Origin of the sequence: Sorangium sp. So ce128 (assembly GCF_051525245.1) — a bacterium.
In the GTDB taxonomy this organism is placed as follows: domain Bacteria; phylum Myxococcota_A; class Polyangia; order Polyangiales; family Polyangiaceae; genus Sorangium; species Sorangium cellulosum_B.
Window position 1 is genome coordinate 11,427,895 of sequence record NZ_CP150313.1, and the last position, 16,542, is coordinate 11,444,436.

The window sequence follows — 16,542 nt, forward strand, 5'->3', positions numbered from 1 at the left end:
CCGAGCTCATCGCGCTCGAGGTCCCGGACTTCGGCCCCGCGGTGGTCGTGACGCCGCGAGGCAAGGGGCCGCGGCCCCTGCTCGTGGTCGCGCATGGCGCGGGCGATCGGCCCGAATGGCACTGCGACATCTGGCGCGGGATCGTGAGGGGGGCCGGGTTCGTGCTCTGCCCGCGCGGCAAGCCGATCGACGTCCGGGCGCCGGACGCCGGGCGGATCTTCTACTACCCGGACCATCACGCGCTGAGCCGCGAGGTCGCCGCGGCGGTCTCGGCGCTGTCGGCGCGCTTCGGGGATCGGGTGGATCTCCGCGACCCGATCTATGCGGGGTACTCGCAGGGGGCGATCATGGGCGCGCTGCTCCTGCCCGGGCATCCCGCCCGCTTCGCGCGGGCGGCGCTGATCGAGGGTGGATACGGCAGCTTCGACGAGTGGACGCCCGGCGCCGCCCGGCGCTTTCGCGGCGGCGGCGGGGCGCGGGTGCTGCTCGCGTGCGGGCGGGCCGACTGCGCGGCGCAGGCGCGCAAGACGCGGGAGGTGCTCGAGCGCGGCGGCGTCACGGCGCGCGTCGTCCACGCCGTGGGCGCCGGCCACAGCTATGGCGGCCTGATGGAACGCGCGCTCCACGAGGCGTACCCGTGGGTCGTCGAGGGCGATCCCCGCTGGCTCGACGGCGGGCCCGCGCCGACCGGCGAGGCCGCGCCGCCCGCGGACGCTTCCGCGCCGACCGGCAAGGCCGGCGCCCGCTCAGCAGGACGCGGCGGCGATGCTGCGCGCGCGCTCGGCCAGCCCCTGGACGACGGAGTGGAAGCTCCGCAGCTGCCTCACCTTGCCCTCGCCGAAGCGCCGCTCGATGCCGCGCCGGAGCGCCGGCACCCTGGCGGTCCCGCCCGTGCAGCACACGACGTCGATGCCGTCGAACGACAGGCCCGCGTCCGCCACCGTCCGGTCGAGCGCGCCGAGGATGGCGTCGATCTGCCGCTCGCTCCCGGCCTCGAACTCCTCCCGGGCGATGCGCTCGCGGATGTGCATCGACGGGTAATCGAAGCGGAACTCCGTGGCCGCCTCGCCGGACAGCGCGCACTTGCTGCGCTCGATCTCCTCGAAGAGCCGGAATGCCAGCGAGTCCTCCACGAGGCAGAGCAGGTGGTCCATGCGCTGCCGATCCTCCGGCCCGAGGGACCACGCCTTCACGTCGCGGAGGAAGGTGAGGACGTCGCGGTGCTGGAGCACCGTCATGTCGGCCGGTGAGCAGAGCTTCTCGGCGATGGATCGCGGCATGGTCAGCTGGTTCGAGCCGAGCGGGACGCGGTAGGTGACCTCCGCGCCGAAGTGGCGGGCGATCTTGTGGCGCATGAGGCTGCCGTCGAGCGCGTCCCCCGCGACCGAGACGCCGCCGAGCGACAGCACGTCGGACGGCGAGAACCCCTCCGGCCGCATCCGGACGATCGTGTAATCCGACGTCCCGCCGCCGAAATCGGCGACGAGGACGACGGCCCCGCGGTCGAGCTCCAGGTGGAAGTCGTGCGCGGCGGCGACCGGCTCGGGGCAGAACGAGACCTCGCGGAAGCCGGCGATGCGCGCCGCCCGCTCGAGGCGCTCCTCCGCGAGCCGATCGTCGGCCGGTTCGGCCGAGAACTTCGCCGGCCTGCCCAGCACGACGCGCGCGACGTCGGCGTCGAAGTGGCGGTTCGCCTGCTCGCGCATCTCCCGGAGGAAGCGGCCGATCAGGTCCTCGATGGTCACGACCCGGTGCCCGATCTGCGTGCCGGAGAAGCTGCGATCGGGGAGGTATTTCTTGATCGAGCGGATGAAGCGGCCCTGCATGCCGTTCGCGACGAAGTCGCTGATCGCCGCCGCGCCGCAGGAGAACCGCTCCTGCCCGAAGAACAAGAGGCTCCGGAGGACGGTCGGATCGGCCGCCGCGGCGTCGAGCGGGATGGGCGGGCAGGTCGCCTCCGCGCTGGCCGCCGAGAGCAGCGAGTTGGAGGTACCGAAATCGACGGCATACACCTCGGGCCTGAATCGTGCGGACATGATCTCGCCTCCTCGTGGGGTGCTTCGCGGGCACGCGGATCTGGCCGAGAGAGCCACCTATTTACAAGCTATCGAATGCATGAGAGAATGGTGACGGGCTCGCGGGATGAGCAGAATTTGCGAGCCCCGCCCGCGCCGCTACGACACGCGGGTCACGCGCCGCAGCGCCACGGTGAGCGCGACGAGCGCGATCAGGGTCGGCACGGCGATCACGCCGACGTCGACCCAGCCGAGCCACTCGGCCGGGTCGAGGCCCAGGGTGGGGATCGGCAGCGCGAACGCGTTGTACGCGGCGGCGCCGAGCGCGAGGACGCCGCACGAGACGAACAGCCACACGAGCGCGCCCAGGAGGCCGTGGCCGAGGCGCTCCATGGCCGGCGCGCTCCGCCAGCGGCCGACGAGGACCCGGAGGGTGGCGACGAAGGCGATGAAGGCCAGCGCTCCCGCGGCGCCCGCGGCGAGGAGGACCTCGCTCTGGCTGAGCGCCCGCCGCTCGGTGATGCCGTAGACCCTGCGGAGGACCATCGCAGCGCTGGTGAAGACGGCCGCGCCCGCGGCGAGGCTCACGGCGATGGACAGCAGCGACGCGACGGGGCGAGCGCGCCGCGCCTTGCGCGTCACGTCGTCCGCGCTCTGGCCCTGGGCGTTCGGGATGACGACCGTGGCCCGCTCGTCGTTCGGGGCGCCGTCGGTCACCGCGACGCCCACGCCGAGCGCGCGGGAAGGCGCGAGCGGATCCTGCAGATCGAAGTCCGCGAGCAGGCGATCGAGCTCCTGGGCGGACGGCGGCCGGTCCTCGCGCGCCCGGGCCATGGCGCGCTGGATCAGCGCCTCGAGCCCCTCGGGGATGGTCTTGTCGATGTCGCGCGGGCGCCGAGGATCCTCGGTGAGCAGGCGGAGCATGGTCCGCGTCGGCTCCTCCTCGGGGAAGGGCCGCTCGCCGGTCAGCATGCGGTACAGCACGGCGCCGACCGCGTAGATGTCCGCGCGCGAGTCGACGTCGGCCGAGCCGCGCGCCTGCTCCGGCGCCATGTACTGGGGCGTGCCGACCACCGAGCCGGTGCGCGTGAGGTCGGCGCCGTCGAGCACCTTGGCGACCCCGAAATCGAGGATCTTCACGTGGACGCTGCCCCCTTCGCGCCGGACGAGGAACAGGTTCGACGGCTTGAGGTCGCGGTGGACGACGCCGGTCGCGTGGGCCGCGGCCAGGCCGCGGCATACCTGGCGCGAGATCGTGATGGCGGTGGGGAGCGGCAGCTTGCCGACCTGGTCGAGGAGGCCGCCGAGGTCCTCGCCCTTGAGCAGCTCGGTCACCATGCACGGGCGCCCGTCCTTGAGGCGGACGATGTCGACGACGTCGATCACGTGCTCGTTGCCCACGCGCGCGATCGTCTGCGCCTCGCGCTCGAAGCGCGCCATCGCCTCCCGGTGGCTGGCGAAGTGCTCGTGCGGCACCTTGACGGCGAAGCGCTTCGGCAGGCGGATGTGCTCGGCGACGTAGACGCGGCCCATGCCGCCGGCGCCGATCACGCCGGTGATGCAGAAGCTCCCCGCGAGCAGCTCGCCGACCATCGGGTCGGTCGCGGTCACGCCCTGGAGCTCCAGGGCCGTCGCGTCGATGGGGCAGACGAGGAAGTCGAGCGGGTACCGGACGCCGCACACGGGACAGCGTCGGGTGGGCCTCTCCGGGGGTACCTGCTGCCGTGCCTGGTCCGGGGCGGCTTGCCTGGCTAGGTCGGCCATCGACGGCGAGTCTAATCGAGAAGCGGGTTCCGGGCGCGACGGATCGGCCCCGGGGCTGACGCAGGGCGACGCCGGAGAGGCCCGCCGGCTTCCGCGCGGCGGCCTGGCGGCTTCCGCGGCGCGTCCCGGTGTCACGCGGGCATGGGCTGGAGGCCCACCTGGCCGGGCCTCGTCACGTCGATGCCCACCCGTGGGGAGCTGTCGCCTTCGCTGGCTGCGCCGATGGGCGGGTCGTCCCGGACCAGCGAGCGACAGCGGAGCTCCGTGCCCACACGACACGCGCCGCGATCTGCGCGTGTTCCGAGGGGACCTGATCTCCGTGAAAGTGGAAGTCTTCAACGACCTCCCTGTTCTCCTCCTGAGGGCATCCTGGCTCGCGGACACCGGTGGACACGCAACCTCACGACGTCCGTTCGAGCCGGCAAGAAGGGGAATCGCGACACGGAGGACGGGTATCGAGCAGGCCGCCTCGGAGCTCAGGCAGGGCCCGAGCCCTCCGCGGGCGCGGCTTCACCGCGCGCATAACGCGACGGACGCGACGGACGCGACGGACGCGACGGACGCGACGAAGGGAGCTCGAGGAGCGAGCGTTGTGCGGATGGGCCCGCTGGGGTATAGCGAGCTTCGATGGCATCTTATCACGGCGCCCCGACCGACGTCGCATCGGTCCTCCGCCAGGTTCGCAGGCCCAGGCGGGCGGTCGTCACCGCAGGCATGCCCTACGCCAACGGGATGTTGCACCTTGGGCACCTCGCGGGGGCGCACGTCCCTGCGGACATCCACGCGCGGTGGCTGGGCCTGGTGATCGGCCGCGAGAACGTCCTCTTCGTCTGCGGCACCGATGATCACGGCTCCGCCAGCCAGATCGCGGCGCGGCAGGCCGGTGTGTCGATACGCGAGTTCATCGACGGCATCCACGAGAAGCAGCACGCGAGCCTCCGGCGGTATGACATCGATCTCGACGTCTACTCGGGGACCTCGCGGCCGGAGTGCCTCCCGATTCAGCAGGAGCTCGCGCACCGCTTCCTGAGGCGCCTGCACGAGAACGGCCTGCTGGAGAAGCGCACGAGCAGCCAGTGGTTCGATCCGGAGCTCCAGTGCTTCCTCCCCGACCGCTTCGTGCGCGGGCGCTGCCCCAACCCGAAGTGCGACAACGCGGACGCGTACAGCGATGAGTGCGATCGCTGCGGTCACCAGCACTCGCCCTCACAGCTCGGCAGTCCGCGCAGCGCGCTCAGCGACGCCACGCCGGTGATGCGCGACACCGCGCACTGGTGGCTCGACATGTGGGCCGTGTCCGAGGCGCTCCGGGGCTGGATCCAGGGCAAGCAGGGCGCGTGGCGCCCGGCGGTGCTCGCGGACGTGCTGAACACCGTGATGCCTTCGCTCCGCTTCGAGGCCGACCTCGCCCCAGCGTACAAGGAGATCAAGGCGTCGCTGCCGAAGCACAAGGCGAAGTTCACGCAGGATCGCAAGGTCCTGCTGCAGCTCGGCAGCAAGCCGGAGATGGAGGAGGCGCGCGCCGCCCTTTCGCGCCACGGCGTCCCCAGCGAGCCCGTCGAGGACTGGGCTCACCGCGCCATCACCCGCGACGTCGCCTGGGGGCTCTCCTTGCCGGTGGATCTCGATCCGGAGCTCTGCGGCAAGACGCTCTATGTCTGGCCCGACTCGCTGATCGCGCCCATCGCCTTCTCGCAGGTCGCGCTCGCCCGGAGGGGCGTCGATCCGGCCCGGTACGTGGACTTCTGGTGCGATCCGGAGGCCAGGATCTACCAGTTCCTCGGCCAGGATAACGTCTTCTTCTACGTGCTCATGCAGGGCGCGATGTGGCTCGGTACGCAGCCCGATCCGCGCCGGCTGCCGGCGGCCGGCGAGCTGCAGCTCACCGACGTCCTCGGGTGCTTCCACCTGCTCGTCGGGGGCGAGAAGATGAGCAAGTCGCGCGGAAACTTCTTCACCGCCGATCAGCTCCTCGACGAGAAGGGGTATTCAGCGGACCAGATCCGTTATTATCTGGCGCTGCTCGGCCTCGCGGAGAAGCCGTCGAACTTCGATTTCGCCAAGCTCGACGAGCGCAACCGGTTCCTCGCCGGGCCGCTCAACGCGGCGTTCGAGCGGCCGATCTCCGCGGCGCACTCGAAGTTCGATGGGCGCGTGCCCCACGGCGCGCTGCTCGACAAGGTCGCCTCGGACACCCTGCGCATCGTCCAGCGCTACGTGCGCGCGATGGATCGCGCCGACTACCCGACGCTGCTCTTCGAGATCGAGAACTACGCGCGCGTCATCAACAGCCTCTTCGCGCAGTTCAAGCCGCACGACGATCGGCACCCGGAGGAGGGCCGCCGCGACGCCCTCTTCTCCTCGTTCTACGTGCTCAAGAACCTGATGATCATGCTCTACCCGTTCGTCCCGGCCACGATGGATCGGCTGCGGGAGTCGCTCCGGCTCCCACCGGAGGTCTTCCGCCTCGAGGAGCTCGGCACCCCGATCCCCGCCGGGCACGCCATCGGTCCCAAGCAGGTCTACTTCGCGCCGGTACCGCAGGAGTAGCGGCGCGAGAGGTCAGGGAGCCATCGCCACGCCTACCTGCACGATCCGGTCTCGATCGAGCGCGGGCGCACCGAGGTGTTCTGGATGCTGTTCGGATCGGTCACCGCGACCTCGCGACCCCAGCCGGTGAGCCCCGCGAAGGTCCCGTTGCTCGTCATGTCGAACGGCCCGTCGCTCTGACAGTCGCTGTTCTTGACGGCGCCCCACGACCAGGCGAGCCACCCCACCTCGAGCTCGACGCTCCTGGCCAGGAGCGTCTTGTAATCGAACGGGTGCTTGCCGCACTCGTACACGGCGTGCTGCGCGAACTCACCGACCATCAAAGGCAGGTTCAGCGCCACGGACTCCTGCAGCTCTTTCGTGATCGTGGCCCCGCTGCCGTCCGTCCACCACATGTGGACGCTGAGCAGGATGTTCGGGTCGTGCTTCACGAGCGCGGGGCCGACGGCCTGCAGCTGGTCGATGTTCTGCCCCCACTTGGAGGCGTCGATCACGAGCGGGACCGTGATGCCGGCGCCGCGCATCCGGGTGATGGCCTGCTTGTAGCCCGCCTCCCACGCCGCGTTGTCCACCTGGTCCCCGACCTCGTTGCCGATGTTGACGAGCAAATTCTGCTCGTGCTTCTTGATCACGGCGACGACATCCGCTCTCGTCCAGTAGTCGACGAGGCTCGGCAGGAGATCCCATTTCCCCGTGGCGTCGTGGAGCTCGACGATCGGAATGAGCTTCTGCGCGAGCGCGTTCGTGATGGCCTGATCGAGGCCCGCCGCGGACTCCGTGGCGAGCCAGACGATCCGCACCGCGTTGGCGCCGGTCTTCGCGATCTCCGCGAACTCCGGCAGGCCGTCGGGCCCCGACGACAGCCACACGACCATCTCGTTGATGCCCCGGAGCAGCACCTTCTCTCCGCAGCGGTCGTAGAGGAAGCGGCCGCGCACCGAGAACCCCGTCGACTCCTGGTCACCCCCGCCGGCGCCCGCGCCCGAGGTGGCGCCGCCAGCGCCGGATGTGGCGCCGCTGCTCGAGGCGGCGCCGCCGGCGCCGGACGTGGCCCCGCTGCCCGAGGCGGCGCCGCCGGCGCCGGACGTGGCGCCGCTGCTCGACGTGGTGCCATCGGCGCCGGACGTGGCTCCGGTGGCCCCCCCGCCCGCGCCCGATGCGCCGCCACCCGCTCCGGTCGTCTCCTGCCCCGAGCCCTGAGGGTCGTCCGAGTCGTCTCCGCATCCCGCGGAGAGGCCCAGCGCCATGAGGGCTGCTCCGGTCCAACCAGCCAAAGACCCGTGAAGAACGCGCATCGTGATCTCCTTCTGCCTCTCCCCTGATTGCACCTGGCGACGTCCGGCTTCGACCCTGCGTGACCGCACGGTGAACCCTTCTCGTTCTGCAGGTCGAACAGGTCCTGCACGCCGCGCAGCGGCGCGGGCAGCGCGCCAATGACGCCCTGCATGGCCAGGCCTGGGAGGAACCCGCGGCGAGGAGAGGACCTATTCCGTCCGCGGGCCCACGAGAATGAAGAAACCAAGAAACCGCGGACCGGGGCTCACAACCGACGCCTACGACATGGCCCGAGGCACGCGGGAAGCGCGGACAGGAAACCACTTAATCGGTTCATTGTCCAGCGACTCGATGGGCGCCACGGGGCCGAGATGTCCGAGGGGCGAGCGCGCTTCGAAGCTCGTGGGGACGGCCACATGCGCGCGCTGGCCCCCGCTTGAATTAACCGGTAAATATTTCACTGCAGCGTCGAGCGCGGCATGGGAGATCTCATGGCGCGATGCGCTGTCACGAGACAACGCGCCGGGGGCGCTGCGCGCGTTCAGGCGGCGCGCGGGCGCACGCCGTAGCCAGCCCCGCGCACGGCCTCGACGAGGGCGGGAACGGGCGCGCTCGCCGGATCGTGCTGCACCACGACGGTGCCCTCGCGCAGGCGCACGTCGACCTTGGCCACGCCGCCGAGCTCGCGAAGCGCGCTGTCGATGTGGCGGACGCAGGACGGGCAGCTCATCCCGTCCACCTGGAGCATGGTCTCTTTCATGGCGTCTTCCTTTCGGCGACCCGCGGGCCGCTCACCTTCGGAGACGCAGCCATCGGGGTTCATTACACCCCGAGCAGCGGCGGGTCTGCTATGGAGGACCGCGAGGCGCTCGCGTCCCGCACCCATGGTAGAAGGGGCCCCTGGAGGACAATCCGCGGACCGCCATCGCTCTGGCCGAGGCTCCGCCGCTGCCCGGTGAATCGGATGGCTCGCTCGACCCGAATGCCTCGCGCGCTCCCCTCCGCGGCCTCGGCCAACGCGCGGCGACCGCTCGCCGGAGAGCGGATCGAGGGTGTGCCGGGCTCCAGAGCGAGGAGCGGCGCGGCTATCTCCAGGACCTGGAAGGGCTGGCCCCCTGGGCAGGAACAGGAGAACAGGCGTCGCGGCCACGCCAGAGCGGCCAGTCGCCACGGCAGCGGGTCGAGAGACGCTCGACATCCCGGCCGAACCCGTTCACAATGGTATCAGATTTGAAATTGATTTTCAAAATCTGGCAGGACCCATGGTTTCCAGCGTTCCTCCCCAACTTGACGTGACCTTCCCCGACGTGGACTCGGCCGGCCGCGTGGCCGGCACGGATACCCCGGCGCACGCCGGCGCCGCAGCTCCCGCGGGTCCGCTCTCGGAGGTGCGCGCCGGTGAGCGCGTGGTCGTTGTCGAGGTCGGCCTCGACGCCGAGCTCGCCGGGTGGCTCGGCGCGATGGGGCTCGGCCCCGGCCAGACGCTCACGTCGATCCGGCGCGCGGCGTTCGGCGGGCCGCTCCACGTGCGCACCGGGTCGGGCGGGGAGCTCGCGATCAACGCGACGCTCGCGCGCTCGATCCTGGTGGCGCCCCTGCCCTCGCAGAGGCGGGTCGGATGACCGCCTGCCATGCAGGCACGGAGCGCCTCCCGACGTCGACAGAGCGGCCGCTCATCGCGCTGCTCGGGCGGCCGAATTCGGGCAAATCGTCGCTGTTCAACCGGCTGACCGGCGGCAGCGCGCACGTCGGCAACTTCCCGGGGATCACGGTCGACATCCTCACGGCCGACGTCCGCCTCGCGGGCGGGGCCGTCGCGACGATCGCGGATCTCCCCGGGCTCTACTCGATCGAGGCCGTCGTCGATCCGGCGACGGACGAGGGCGTCGCGCGCCGCTTCCTCGACCGCACCGGCGAGGGCGAGCGGCCGCGCCTCGTCGTCCAGGTGGTGGACGCCACGCAGCTCGCGCTCGGCCTGCGGCTCACGCGCGAGCTCGTGCGGCGCGGGCTCGCCCCGCTCGTCGTCGCCACGCAGCGCGACGTGCTCGAGGGCGAGGGGCGCGGGCTCGACGTCGGCGCCCTCGAGCGCGCCATCGGCCTGCCCGTGCTGCTCGTGAGCGCGAGGGACCCGGCCGCGCGGGGCGTGGTGCTCGACGCGGCGGCCGCGCGGCTCGACGCGATCGCGTCGGGCGCCGTGGAGCCCCCCGGCGCCGCGGCGTGGGATCCGGATGAGGTCGCGCGCGGCGCGTACGTCGAGCCGCCGCGCCGCGACGCCGCCGCGGAGCGACGGAGGACGTTCACCGCGCGCGCGGACGCCGTGCTGCTCCACCCGGCGGCCGGCCCGGTGCTGTTCCTCGGGCTCATGGCGCTCCTGTTCGCCGCCGTGTTCCTCGTGGCCACCCCGGTCACCGAGGCGCTCGACGCGGCGATCGGTGAGCTCGGCAGCCTCGTGTCCCGCGCCCTCGGCGGGGGGCTCGCCGCCTCGTTCGTCGTCGACGGCCTGCTCGGCGGGGCGGGGACGGTGCTCGCCTTCATGCCGCAGATCGTGATCCTCACGATCGCCATGGAGCTGCTCGAGGCGAGCGGGTACCTCGCGCGCGGCGCCTTCCTCGTCGACCGCCTGCTCCAGCTGATGGGGCTCAGCGGCCGGGCGTTCCTCCCGCTGCTGATGGGGCACGCGTGCGCGGTGCCCGCCGTGCACGCCACGCGCATCCTGCGCGACCCGCGCGAGCGGCTCACGGCGATCCTCGTCCTGCCGCTCATGGCCTGCTCGGCGCGGATCCCGACCTACGCGCTCCTCCTGACGACCTTCTTCGCGGCCCACGGCGCCTGGGTGCAGGCGCTGCTCTTCGTCGCGCTCTACGTCTCCGGCATCTTCTCCGGGCTCGTCGCCTCGCTCTTGCTACGGCGCACGGCGACCCGCGGGCGCTCGCTCCCGATGGTGCTCGAGATGCCGGCGTACCGCAGCCCCGAGCCGCGGCTCGTGGTCCGCAAGGCGGGCCAGGCGGCGTGGCGGTTCACGCGCGACGTCGGGACCGTGATCCTGGCCGTCTCGGCCGTGCTGTGGGTGCTCTTGAAGGTCCCCATGCCGGGCGCCGCGCCGCACGAGCCTCCGGCCGCCGCGGCCGAGAGCGCGGCGACATCGCTCGAGGCGAGCATCGCCGGCAGCGTGGGGCGCGCGCTCGAGCCGGTGACCGCGCCGCTCGGGTTCGACTGGCGCATCAACGTCGGCCTCATCGGCTCGTTCGGCGCGCGCGAGGTCATGGTCGGGACGATGGGGGTCATCTTCGGCGTCGAGGACGCCGACGACGAGCCCGCGCCGCTCGCCGAGCAGATCCGCGAGGCGAGGCGCCCGGACGGGGCGCTCGCGTACTCGTCGCGCACCGGGCTCGCGCTGCTCGCGTTCTTCGTCCTGGCCTGCCAGTGCATGAGCACCGTGGCGGCGATCCGGCGCGAGACGAAGTCGTGGCGCTGGCCCGCGTTCGTCCTCGCCTACACTTACGCGGCGGCGTACGTCGCGGCGCTCGTCGTCTACCAGGGGAGCGGGCTGCTCGGGATGCCGTGAGGCGGCGCCGCGGAGGGAGCGGCGCGCGCCGGCGCTCCTGGCCCTGGCGAGCAGGAACAGATCGGCATCCGAGGAAGTCATGCCGAGGGACCTGACCGCGTCGACCCTTCAGGCGGCGCGCCTCTCGTGCAACAATGGGTCGATTCCGGTGGGGGTCACGTTATCGGCAGAAGAGATCGAGGCGTCGATCGGCCGCGACGAGGAGGTCGCCTGCACGGCCTCTCTCAGCCCATGCGCTCGCCGCGAGGTTTACCCGGCGCCGGGCGAGCTCATGGCGCGCGCGGCGCCCCGCATCGCGCGCGTGGCCGATCTCGACGAGCTCGCTGCGCTCCTGCTCGACCAGGCGATGGAGCTCGGCGCTCGCGCTGCCTACTTGCTTCTGACCTCCGAGGACACCGGCGAGCTCGGGCTCCATTCCCACCGCCACGTGCCCGCCGACATCCGCCTCTGCCTCGCGCGGGTGGCGCGGGGCGCGCCGCTGCTCGATGAATGGGCGGCGAGCTCGGGTCGGGTTCAGGTGATGAGCGATGCGCGCTCGCTCGATCCGGGTCCGTCCATGACGCGAGAGCTCTGCGCGCGGACCGACGCACAGAGCGCGGTCTCGATGCCCCTCCGCGTCCGCGATCGCTGCCTTGGTGTCCTCTCGTTTTGCCTGCCCCGCCCTTACCCTTGCGCCGGCGTCGATCTCGGCGCGCTCGCCGCGCTCTTCGCGATCGGCCTGGACAGCGCCCTCGCGCGCGAGGGGAGCGCGCGGACCTCAGACCGCGTGGCCCAGGAGCTCCGACGCGCGAGTCACCTGGAGAGGGCGCTCCGGGAGAGAGAGGAGCGCTTTCGGGCGATCTTCGACGGGGCCCTCCAGTTTGTCGGCCTGCTCTCGCCGGAGGGCATCGTCCTGGAGAACAACCGCACCGCTCTCGAGTTCTGCAGGGCCACGGAGGCAGAGACGATCGGCCGGCCGTTCTGGGAGCTGACGGGGTGGCATCCCGAGCACAGGGAGCGCGTCCGCGCCGCCGTCGCCGAGGCCGCGACGGGCCGGCTCGTGCGGGACGAGATCGACGTGATCGGAGCGACCGGGCGGCGCTGGATCGATTTCTCCATCAAGCCCATCACCGACGACCGCGGCAGGGTCGTGATGCTCATCCCCGAGGGGCGCGACATGACCGAGCGCAAGCAGATGGAGCAGGCGCTGCGCGAGAGCGAGGAGGGCTTCCGGCTCACCTTCGAGAACGCGCCCATCGGCATGGCCATCGTCGGGCTCGATGGAGGGTTCATCCGCGTCAACCGCGCCTACTGCGAGATCGTGGGCTACTCGGCGGAAGCGCTCTCGAAGCTCCGCTTCCAGGACATCACCCACCCCGACGACGTGGACACCGACGTCGGCCTGGTCGAGCGGCTGAGGCGCGGCGAGATCCCGCGCTATCAGCTCGCCAAACGTTACATCCACGAGGATGGAAGGGTCATCCCCGTCATCCTGCACGTGTCCGTCGTGCACGGGGCGGACGGCGCGCCCATTCACTACATCGCCCAGGTGGAGGACGTGACGGCGCGCAAGCAGGCCGAGGAGGAGCGGGAGCGCCTGCTCGCGCAGCTGGACGCCGAGCGGAGGACGCTGCAAACGGTCTTCGACAGCGCGCCCATCCCGCTCCTGCTCATCGATCGAAACGACCCAGAGCGCCTGATCGCCAACCCGCACGGGCGAGATCTCACGGGGGGCGCGGAGGAGCGGAGTGAGTGCGTCGGTCGCGTGCGGCACCCGGACGGCACCGCCTTGACGCTGGACGAGCTGCCGTCGAGCCGGGCGCTGCGCGGCGAGACGATCACCGGGGAGGAGCTCATCGTCGCCAGGAAGGACGGCTCGTGCCGGACATTCTTCGTCGCCGCCGCGCCCCTCCGCGACAGCGCGGGGAAGATCACCGGGGCCATCGTCGCCGCCGAGGACATCAGCCCGTTGAAGGAGCTCGCGCGGATGCGCGAGGAGTGGACCAGCATCATCGCCCATGACCTGCGTCAGCCGATCACCACGATCGTCCTCAAGGCCACCATGCTCTCGAAGCAATCGCAGTCCAGCGACAAGGCACAGCACATCCTGGCCAGCGCGACGCAGCTCAACCGGATGATCGACGATCTGCTCGACGTCTCCCGCCTCGAGTCGCACCGGCTGGATCTCAAGCACGCCGAGGTCGATCTCCCGGCGCTCATCCGGGCGACGGTGGAGCGGACGGCGGACGCGATGAGGGGACATCGGGTCGACGTCGAGGTGCTGGACGGGGTCCCGCCGCTCCTGGCCGATCCCGGGCGCCTGGAGCAGGTGCTCACCAACCTGCTGTCCAACGCGGCCAAGTACGGCGCGCCCGAGACGCCGATCAGGATCGCGGTGGAGCGGCGGAGCGGCGCGGTGCTCGTGGCCGTCGAGAACGAGGGGAATGGCATCGCGCCGGACGATGTGCCGAGACTCTTCACCCGCTATTACCGGACGCGCGAGGCGAAGGCAGGAGGCGCCGCCGGGCTGGGCCTCGGGCTCTACATCGTGCGGGGGCTCGTCGAGGCCCACGGGGGGCGGATCTGGGCGGAGAGCGCGCCCGGGAGGACGACCTTCCAGTTCACGCTGCCGCTGCCGTAGCGACGAAGCGCGGACCTGACGCTCCGCCGTGCCGCTCGAGACAGCCATCAGGAGAGATCGCGACGTCCTGGTGCCTCTCCTTGACAAATGCCACTGAGTCGCACATTCTTTCCCTGTCGCGGCTCCCCGCCGATGGGAGCGATCTTGGGCGGAGGAGCGCGCCTTCCCAGGTACGGAGTCCATCCATCGCCGTCGCCTCGAGCGACGACCGAGGCCTCGGCGCGGCCGTCGCGCACAGGGGCCCTCGCGCGCGGGCGCATCGCGGGAGGCCGCTTTGCAGCGATACCGATATTTCGGCGCGCCCGCGGTCGGATCGAGCGATCGGCGCGCCCACGGCCGTTGTCCGTCGGAGGATGCGGGGGAGGCGGCCCTCACAGGATCCACGAGAAACACCATGGAACACGACAAGGTCGCGCTCATCACGGGCGCAAACCACGGTATTGGGCTCGAGCTCACGCGTCGTCTGCTGTCGGAGGGCTTTCAGGTCATCGCGCTGAACCGCTCGGGGTTCCCCGAGGACGATCCGCTGATCCGGGAGGGCATCGAGCGCCGGAGGCTCCGTGTCCACAAGGCGGATCTGTCCGATTTCGAGGGCCTCAGGCGGGTGCTCGGCGCGATCAAGGCGAGCGAAGAGAAGATCGACGTGCTGTTCAACAACGCTGGCGGCAGCGTCCCGGAGCTGACCTTCTCCAGGCAAGGCCGAGAGCTGCACTTCGAGCTCCAGGCGGTGGTGCCGTATGTCATCGCGATGGAGCTCAGAGGGCTGCTGCGGAGAGGGGACTTGAAGACGGTCGTGAACACCTCCTCCAATGCGTTCAAGATGACGAGGCGCTTCGACCCGGACGCCCTGGAGCGCCCGGCGTCGTTCAAGCAGCTCTTTGGTCCCTACGCGACCTCCAAGCTCGCGCTCTCCCTCTGGACGCGTGAGGTGGCGCCGCTGCTCGCGGGGGATGGGATCAAGATCCGGAGCGTGGATCCTGGGCCCAACAACACGCTGAGGAAGGGAAAGCGGTCGGGGCTGCCGTTTTACGTGGAGCCGCTGATGAGGTTCCTGTTCCCGCCCCCGAGCGAGGGGGCTTCGCGGCTTTACGAGGCGGCGTTCGGCGCGAACCGGGACCTCTCGGGCGTCTATTTGAAGAAGGACCGCGCGATGGATCTCCCGTTCCGAGAGCATGGCCCGAGGGTGCTGGAGAAGGTGCGATCCATCCACGAGCGGGAGTTCGCCGCCCGCTGAGGTTCTCGAGACAGCCGCGCCTCGCTGACACACGTCTCCTCTCGCCACGCGGGCGCGCATCACATCTCCTCGAGCTCCTTGCCCTTCGTCTCGGGGATGAAGGCGACGACGAACACCAGCGAGGCCGCCGCGGCGGCGGTGTAGAGCCCGTAGGCGATGCCCAGGCCGGTCGCCTTGAGCGCGGGGAAGGTCGCGCTCACGAGGAAGTTCGCCAGCCATTGCGCGGCGGCCGCGATCGAGAGGGCGAGGGCGCGGATGCGGTTCTCGAACATCTCGCCGAGCAGCACCCAGGTCACCGGCCCCCAGGACGCCCCGAAGCAGAAGACATACAGGTTGGCGGCGAGCAGCGCGGCGGGGCCGGCGGCGCCCGTCAGGGCGGGGTTGCCCGCGGCGTCCTCGCCCGCGGCGCCGAACACGGCCGCCATGGCGCCGAGCGTCAGCGTCATGCCGATGGATCCCGCGATGAGCAGCGGCCTGCGCCCGAGGCGGTCGACGGTCGCGATGGCGACGAGGGTGGTCACGATGTTCGTGACGCCGGTGACGACCGTGATGGCAAGCGAGCTTCGCTCGGAGAACCCGACCGCCTGCCAGAGGACGCTCGAGTAATAGAAGATGACGTTGATGCCCACGAGCTGCTGGAACGCCGAGAGGCCGATGCCGATCCAGACGATGCGGAGCAACCCAGCGCGCCCCCGCAGGTCCGCGAGCCTGGGCCGACGCTCGGACGAGAGCGTCCTCTGGATCTCGACGAGCTTCGTCCGGGCGGACGCGCCGAGGAGGCCACGGAGCACGGCGAGCGCCTCGTCCACACGCCCCCTCGCCACGAGGTGGCGCGGGGACTCGGGGATCAGCAGCGCGCCGAGCCCGTAGAGGAGCGCCGGTGGGATGGCGCTCCAGAACATCCATCGCCAGGCCTGTGCCCCGAGCCAGAACGGGCTCGTCGCCGAGCCCGCGGACGTCGCGATGGCGTAATCGCCGAGCAGGGCGACGAAGATGCCGAGCACGATCGCGAGCTGCTGGAGCGATCCGAGGCGGCCGCGCAGGTGGGCCGGGGCGATCTCCGCGATGTAGGCGGGAGCGACGACGCTGGCCGCCCCGATGGCCATGCCGCCGAGCACCCTCCACGCGCTGAAGTCCCAGGGCGAGATCGCCGCCCCCGAGCCCGCCGCGCTGACGACGAACAGCAGGGAGGTCGCGATCATCGTCCGCGTCCGGCCGTAACGGTCGGCCAGCTTGCCCGCGAGCACCGCGCCGGCAGCCGCGCCGAGCAGCGCCGAGGACACGGACAGGCCCACGGTCCCCGGGTGCGCTGTGAATACCCTCTCCAGCGCGCCGACGGCGCCGTTGATCACGGCGGTGTCGAACCCGAACAGGAAGCCTCCCAGCGCGGCGACGGACGCGATCAGGGCGATCCGTACCGTCGAGAGGGGCCTCTCGCCGCGTCCATCCCCCTGCTGCGCCGCGGGCTCTGCCATGCCCCCCGGTGAACCACGAACCGTGCCGCCGGCCGCCCCGGCGC

General features: G+C 71.3%; 10 protein-coding genes. 5 read left to right on the top strand and 5 right to left on the bottom strand.

Annotated features, from left to right (window positions below; translation table 11 throughout):
* Nucleotides 1–746 precede the first annotated feature (746 nt).
* Nucleotides 747–2,036, bottom strand: a complete 1,290-nt coding sequence (locus WME82_RS43345; protein ID WP_437742374.1) for an Hsp70 family protein — start codon at nucleotides 2,034–2,036, stop codon at nucleotides 747–749.
* Nucleotides 2,037–2,174: 138 nt separating this feature from the next.
* Entirely contained in the window at nucleotides 2,175–3,698 is a 1,524-nt protein-coding gene (locus WME82_RS43350; protein WP_437742375.1) for a serine/threonine-protein kinase, read from the bottom strand.
* Between the two features lie 708 nt (nucleotides 3,699–4,406).
* Between WME82_RS43350 and WME82_RS43355 the strand changes: the two genes are divergently transcribed.
* Nucleotides 4,407–6,329, top strand: coding sequence for a methionine--tRNA ligase (locus tag WME82_RS43355; protein ID WP_438040079.1), 1,923 nt, complete (start codon nucleotides 4,407–4,409; stop codon nucleotides 6,327–6,329).
* A gap of 32 nt (nucleotides 6,330–6,361) precedes the next feature.
* Here WME82_RS43355 and WME82_RS43360 read toward each other — a convergent pair whose 3' ends face one another.
* Both WME82_RS43360 and WME82_RS43365 read right to left on the bottom strand, forming a co-directional pair.
* The gene (locus tag WME82_RS43360; RefSeq protein WP_438040080.1) at nucleotides 6,362–7,576 is read right to left on the bottom strand and encodes a cellulase family glycosylhydrolase; all 1,215 of its coding nucleotides are present in this window, start codon (nucleotides 7,574–7,576) and stop codon (nucleotides 6,362–6,364) included.
* Nucleotides 7,577–8,145: 569 nt separating this feature from the next.
* Nucleotides 8,146–8,364 carry a heavy-metal-associated domain-containing protein gene (locus tag WME82_RS43365; protein WP_437854365.1) on the bottom strand — a complete coding sequence of 73 codons (219 nt, stop codon included), beginning with the start codon at nucleotides 8,362–8,364 and terminating at the stop codon, nucleotides 8,146–8,148.
* A 502-nt stretch (nucleotides 8,365–8,866) separates the two neighbouring features.
* On the opposite strand from WME82_RS43365, the gene WME82_RS43370 reads away from it, so the two are divergent.
* The 4 genes from WME82_RS43370 to WME82_RS43385 all read left to right on the top strand — a co-directional run bounded on the left by WME82_RS43370 (nucleotide 8,867) and on the right by WME82_RS43385 (nucleotide 15,023).
* Nucleotides 8,867–9,226, top strand: a complete 360-nt coding sequence (locus WME82_RS43370) for a FeoA family protein (RefSeq protein ID WP_438040081.1) — start codon at nucleotides 8,867–8,869, stop codon at nucleotides 9,224–9,226.
* Entirely contained in the window at nucleotides 9,223–11,169 is a 1,947-nt protein-coding gene (gene feoB, locus WME82_RS43375) for a ferrous iron transporter B (RefSeq protein WP_438040082.1), read from the top strand. The genes WME82_RS43370 and feoB overlap by 4 nt, the downstream gene beginning before the upstream one ends.
* Nucleotides 11,170–11,248: 79 nt before the next feature.
* Nucleotides 11,249–13,789, top strand: coding sequence for a PAS domain S-box protein (locus WME82_RS43380; protein WP_438040083.1), 2,541 nt, complete (start codon nucleotides 11,249–11,251; stop codon nucleotides 13,787–13,789).
* A 394-nt stretch (nucleotides 13,790–14,183) separates the two neighbouring features.
* A complete protein-coding gene (locus WME82_RS43385; protein WP_438040084.1) occupies nucleotides 14,184–15,023 on the top strand; it encodes an SDR family NAD(P)-dependent oxidoreductase in 840 nt (279 codons plus the stop codon).
* Nucleotides 15,024–15,082: 59 nt separating this feature from the next.
* On the opposite strand, the gene WME82_RS43390 is transcribed toward WME82_RS43385, so the two are convergent.
* The gene (locus tag WME82_RS43390) at nucleotides 15,083–16,498 is read right to left on the bottom strand and encodes a sugar porter family MFS transporter (RefSeq protein WP_438040085.1); all 1,416 of its coding nucleotides are present in this window, start codon (nucleotides 16,496–16,498) and stop codon (nucleotides 15,083–15,085) included.
* Between the last annotated feature and the right edge of the window lie 44 nt (nucleotides 16,499–16,542).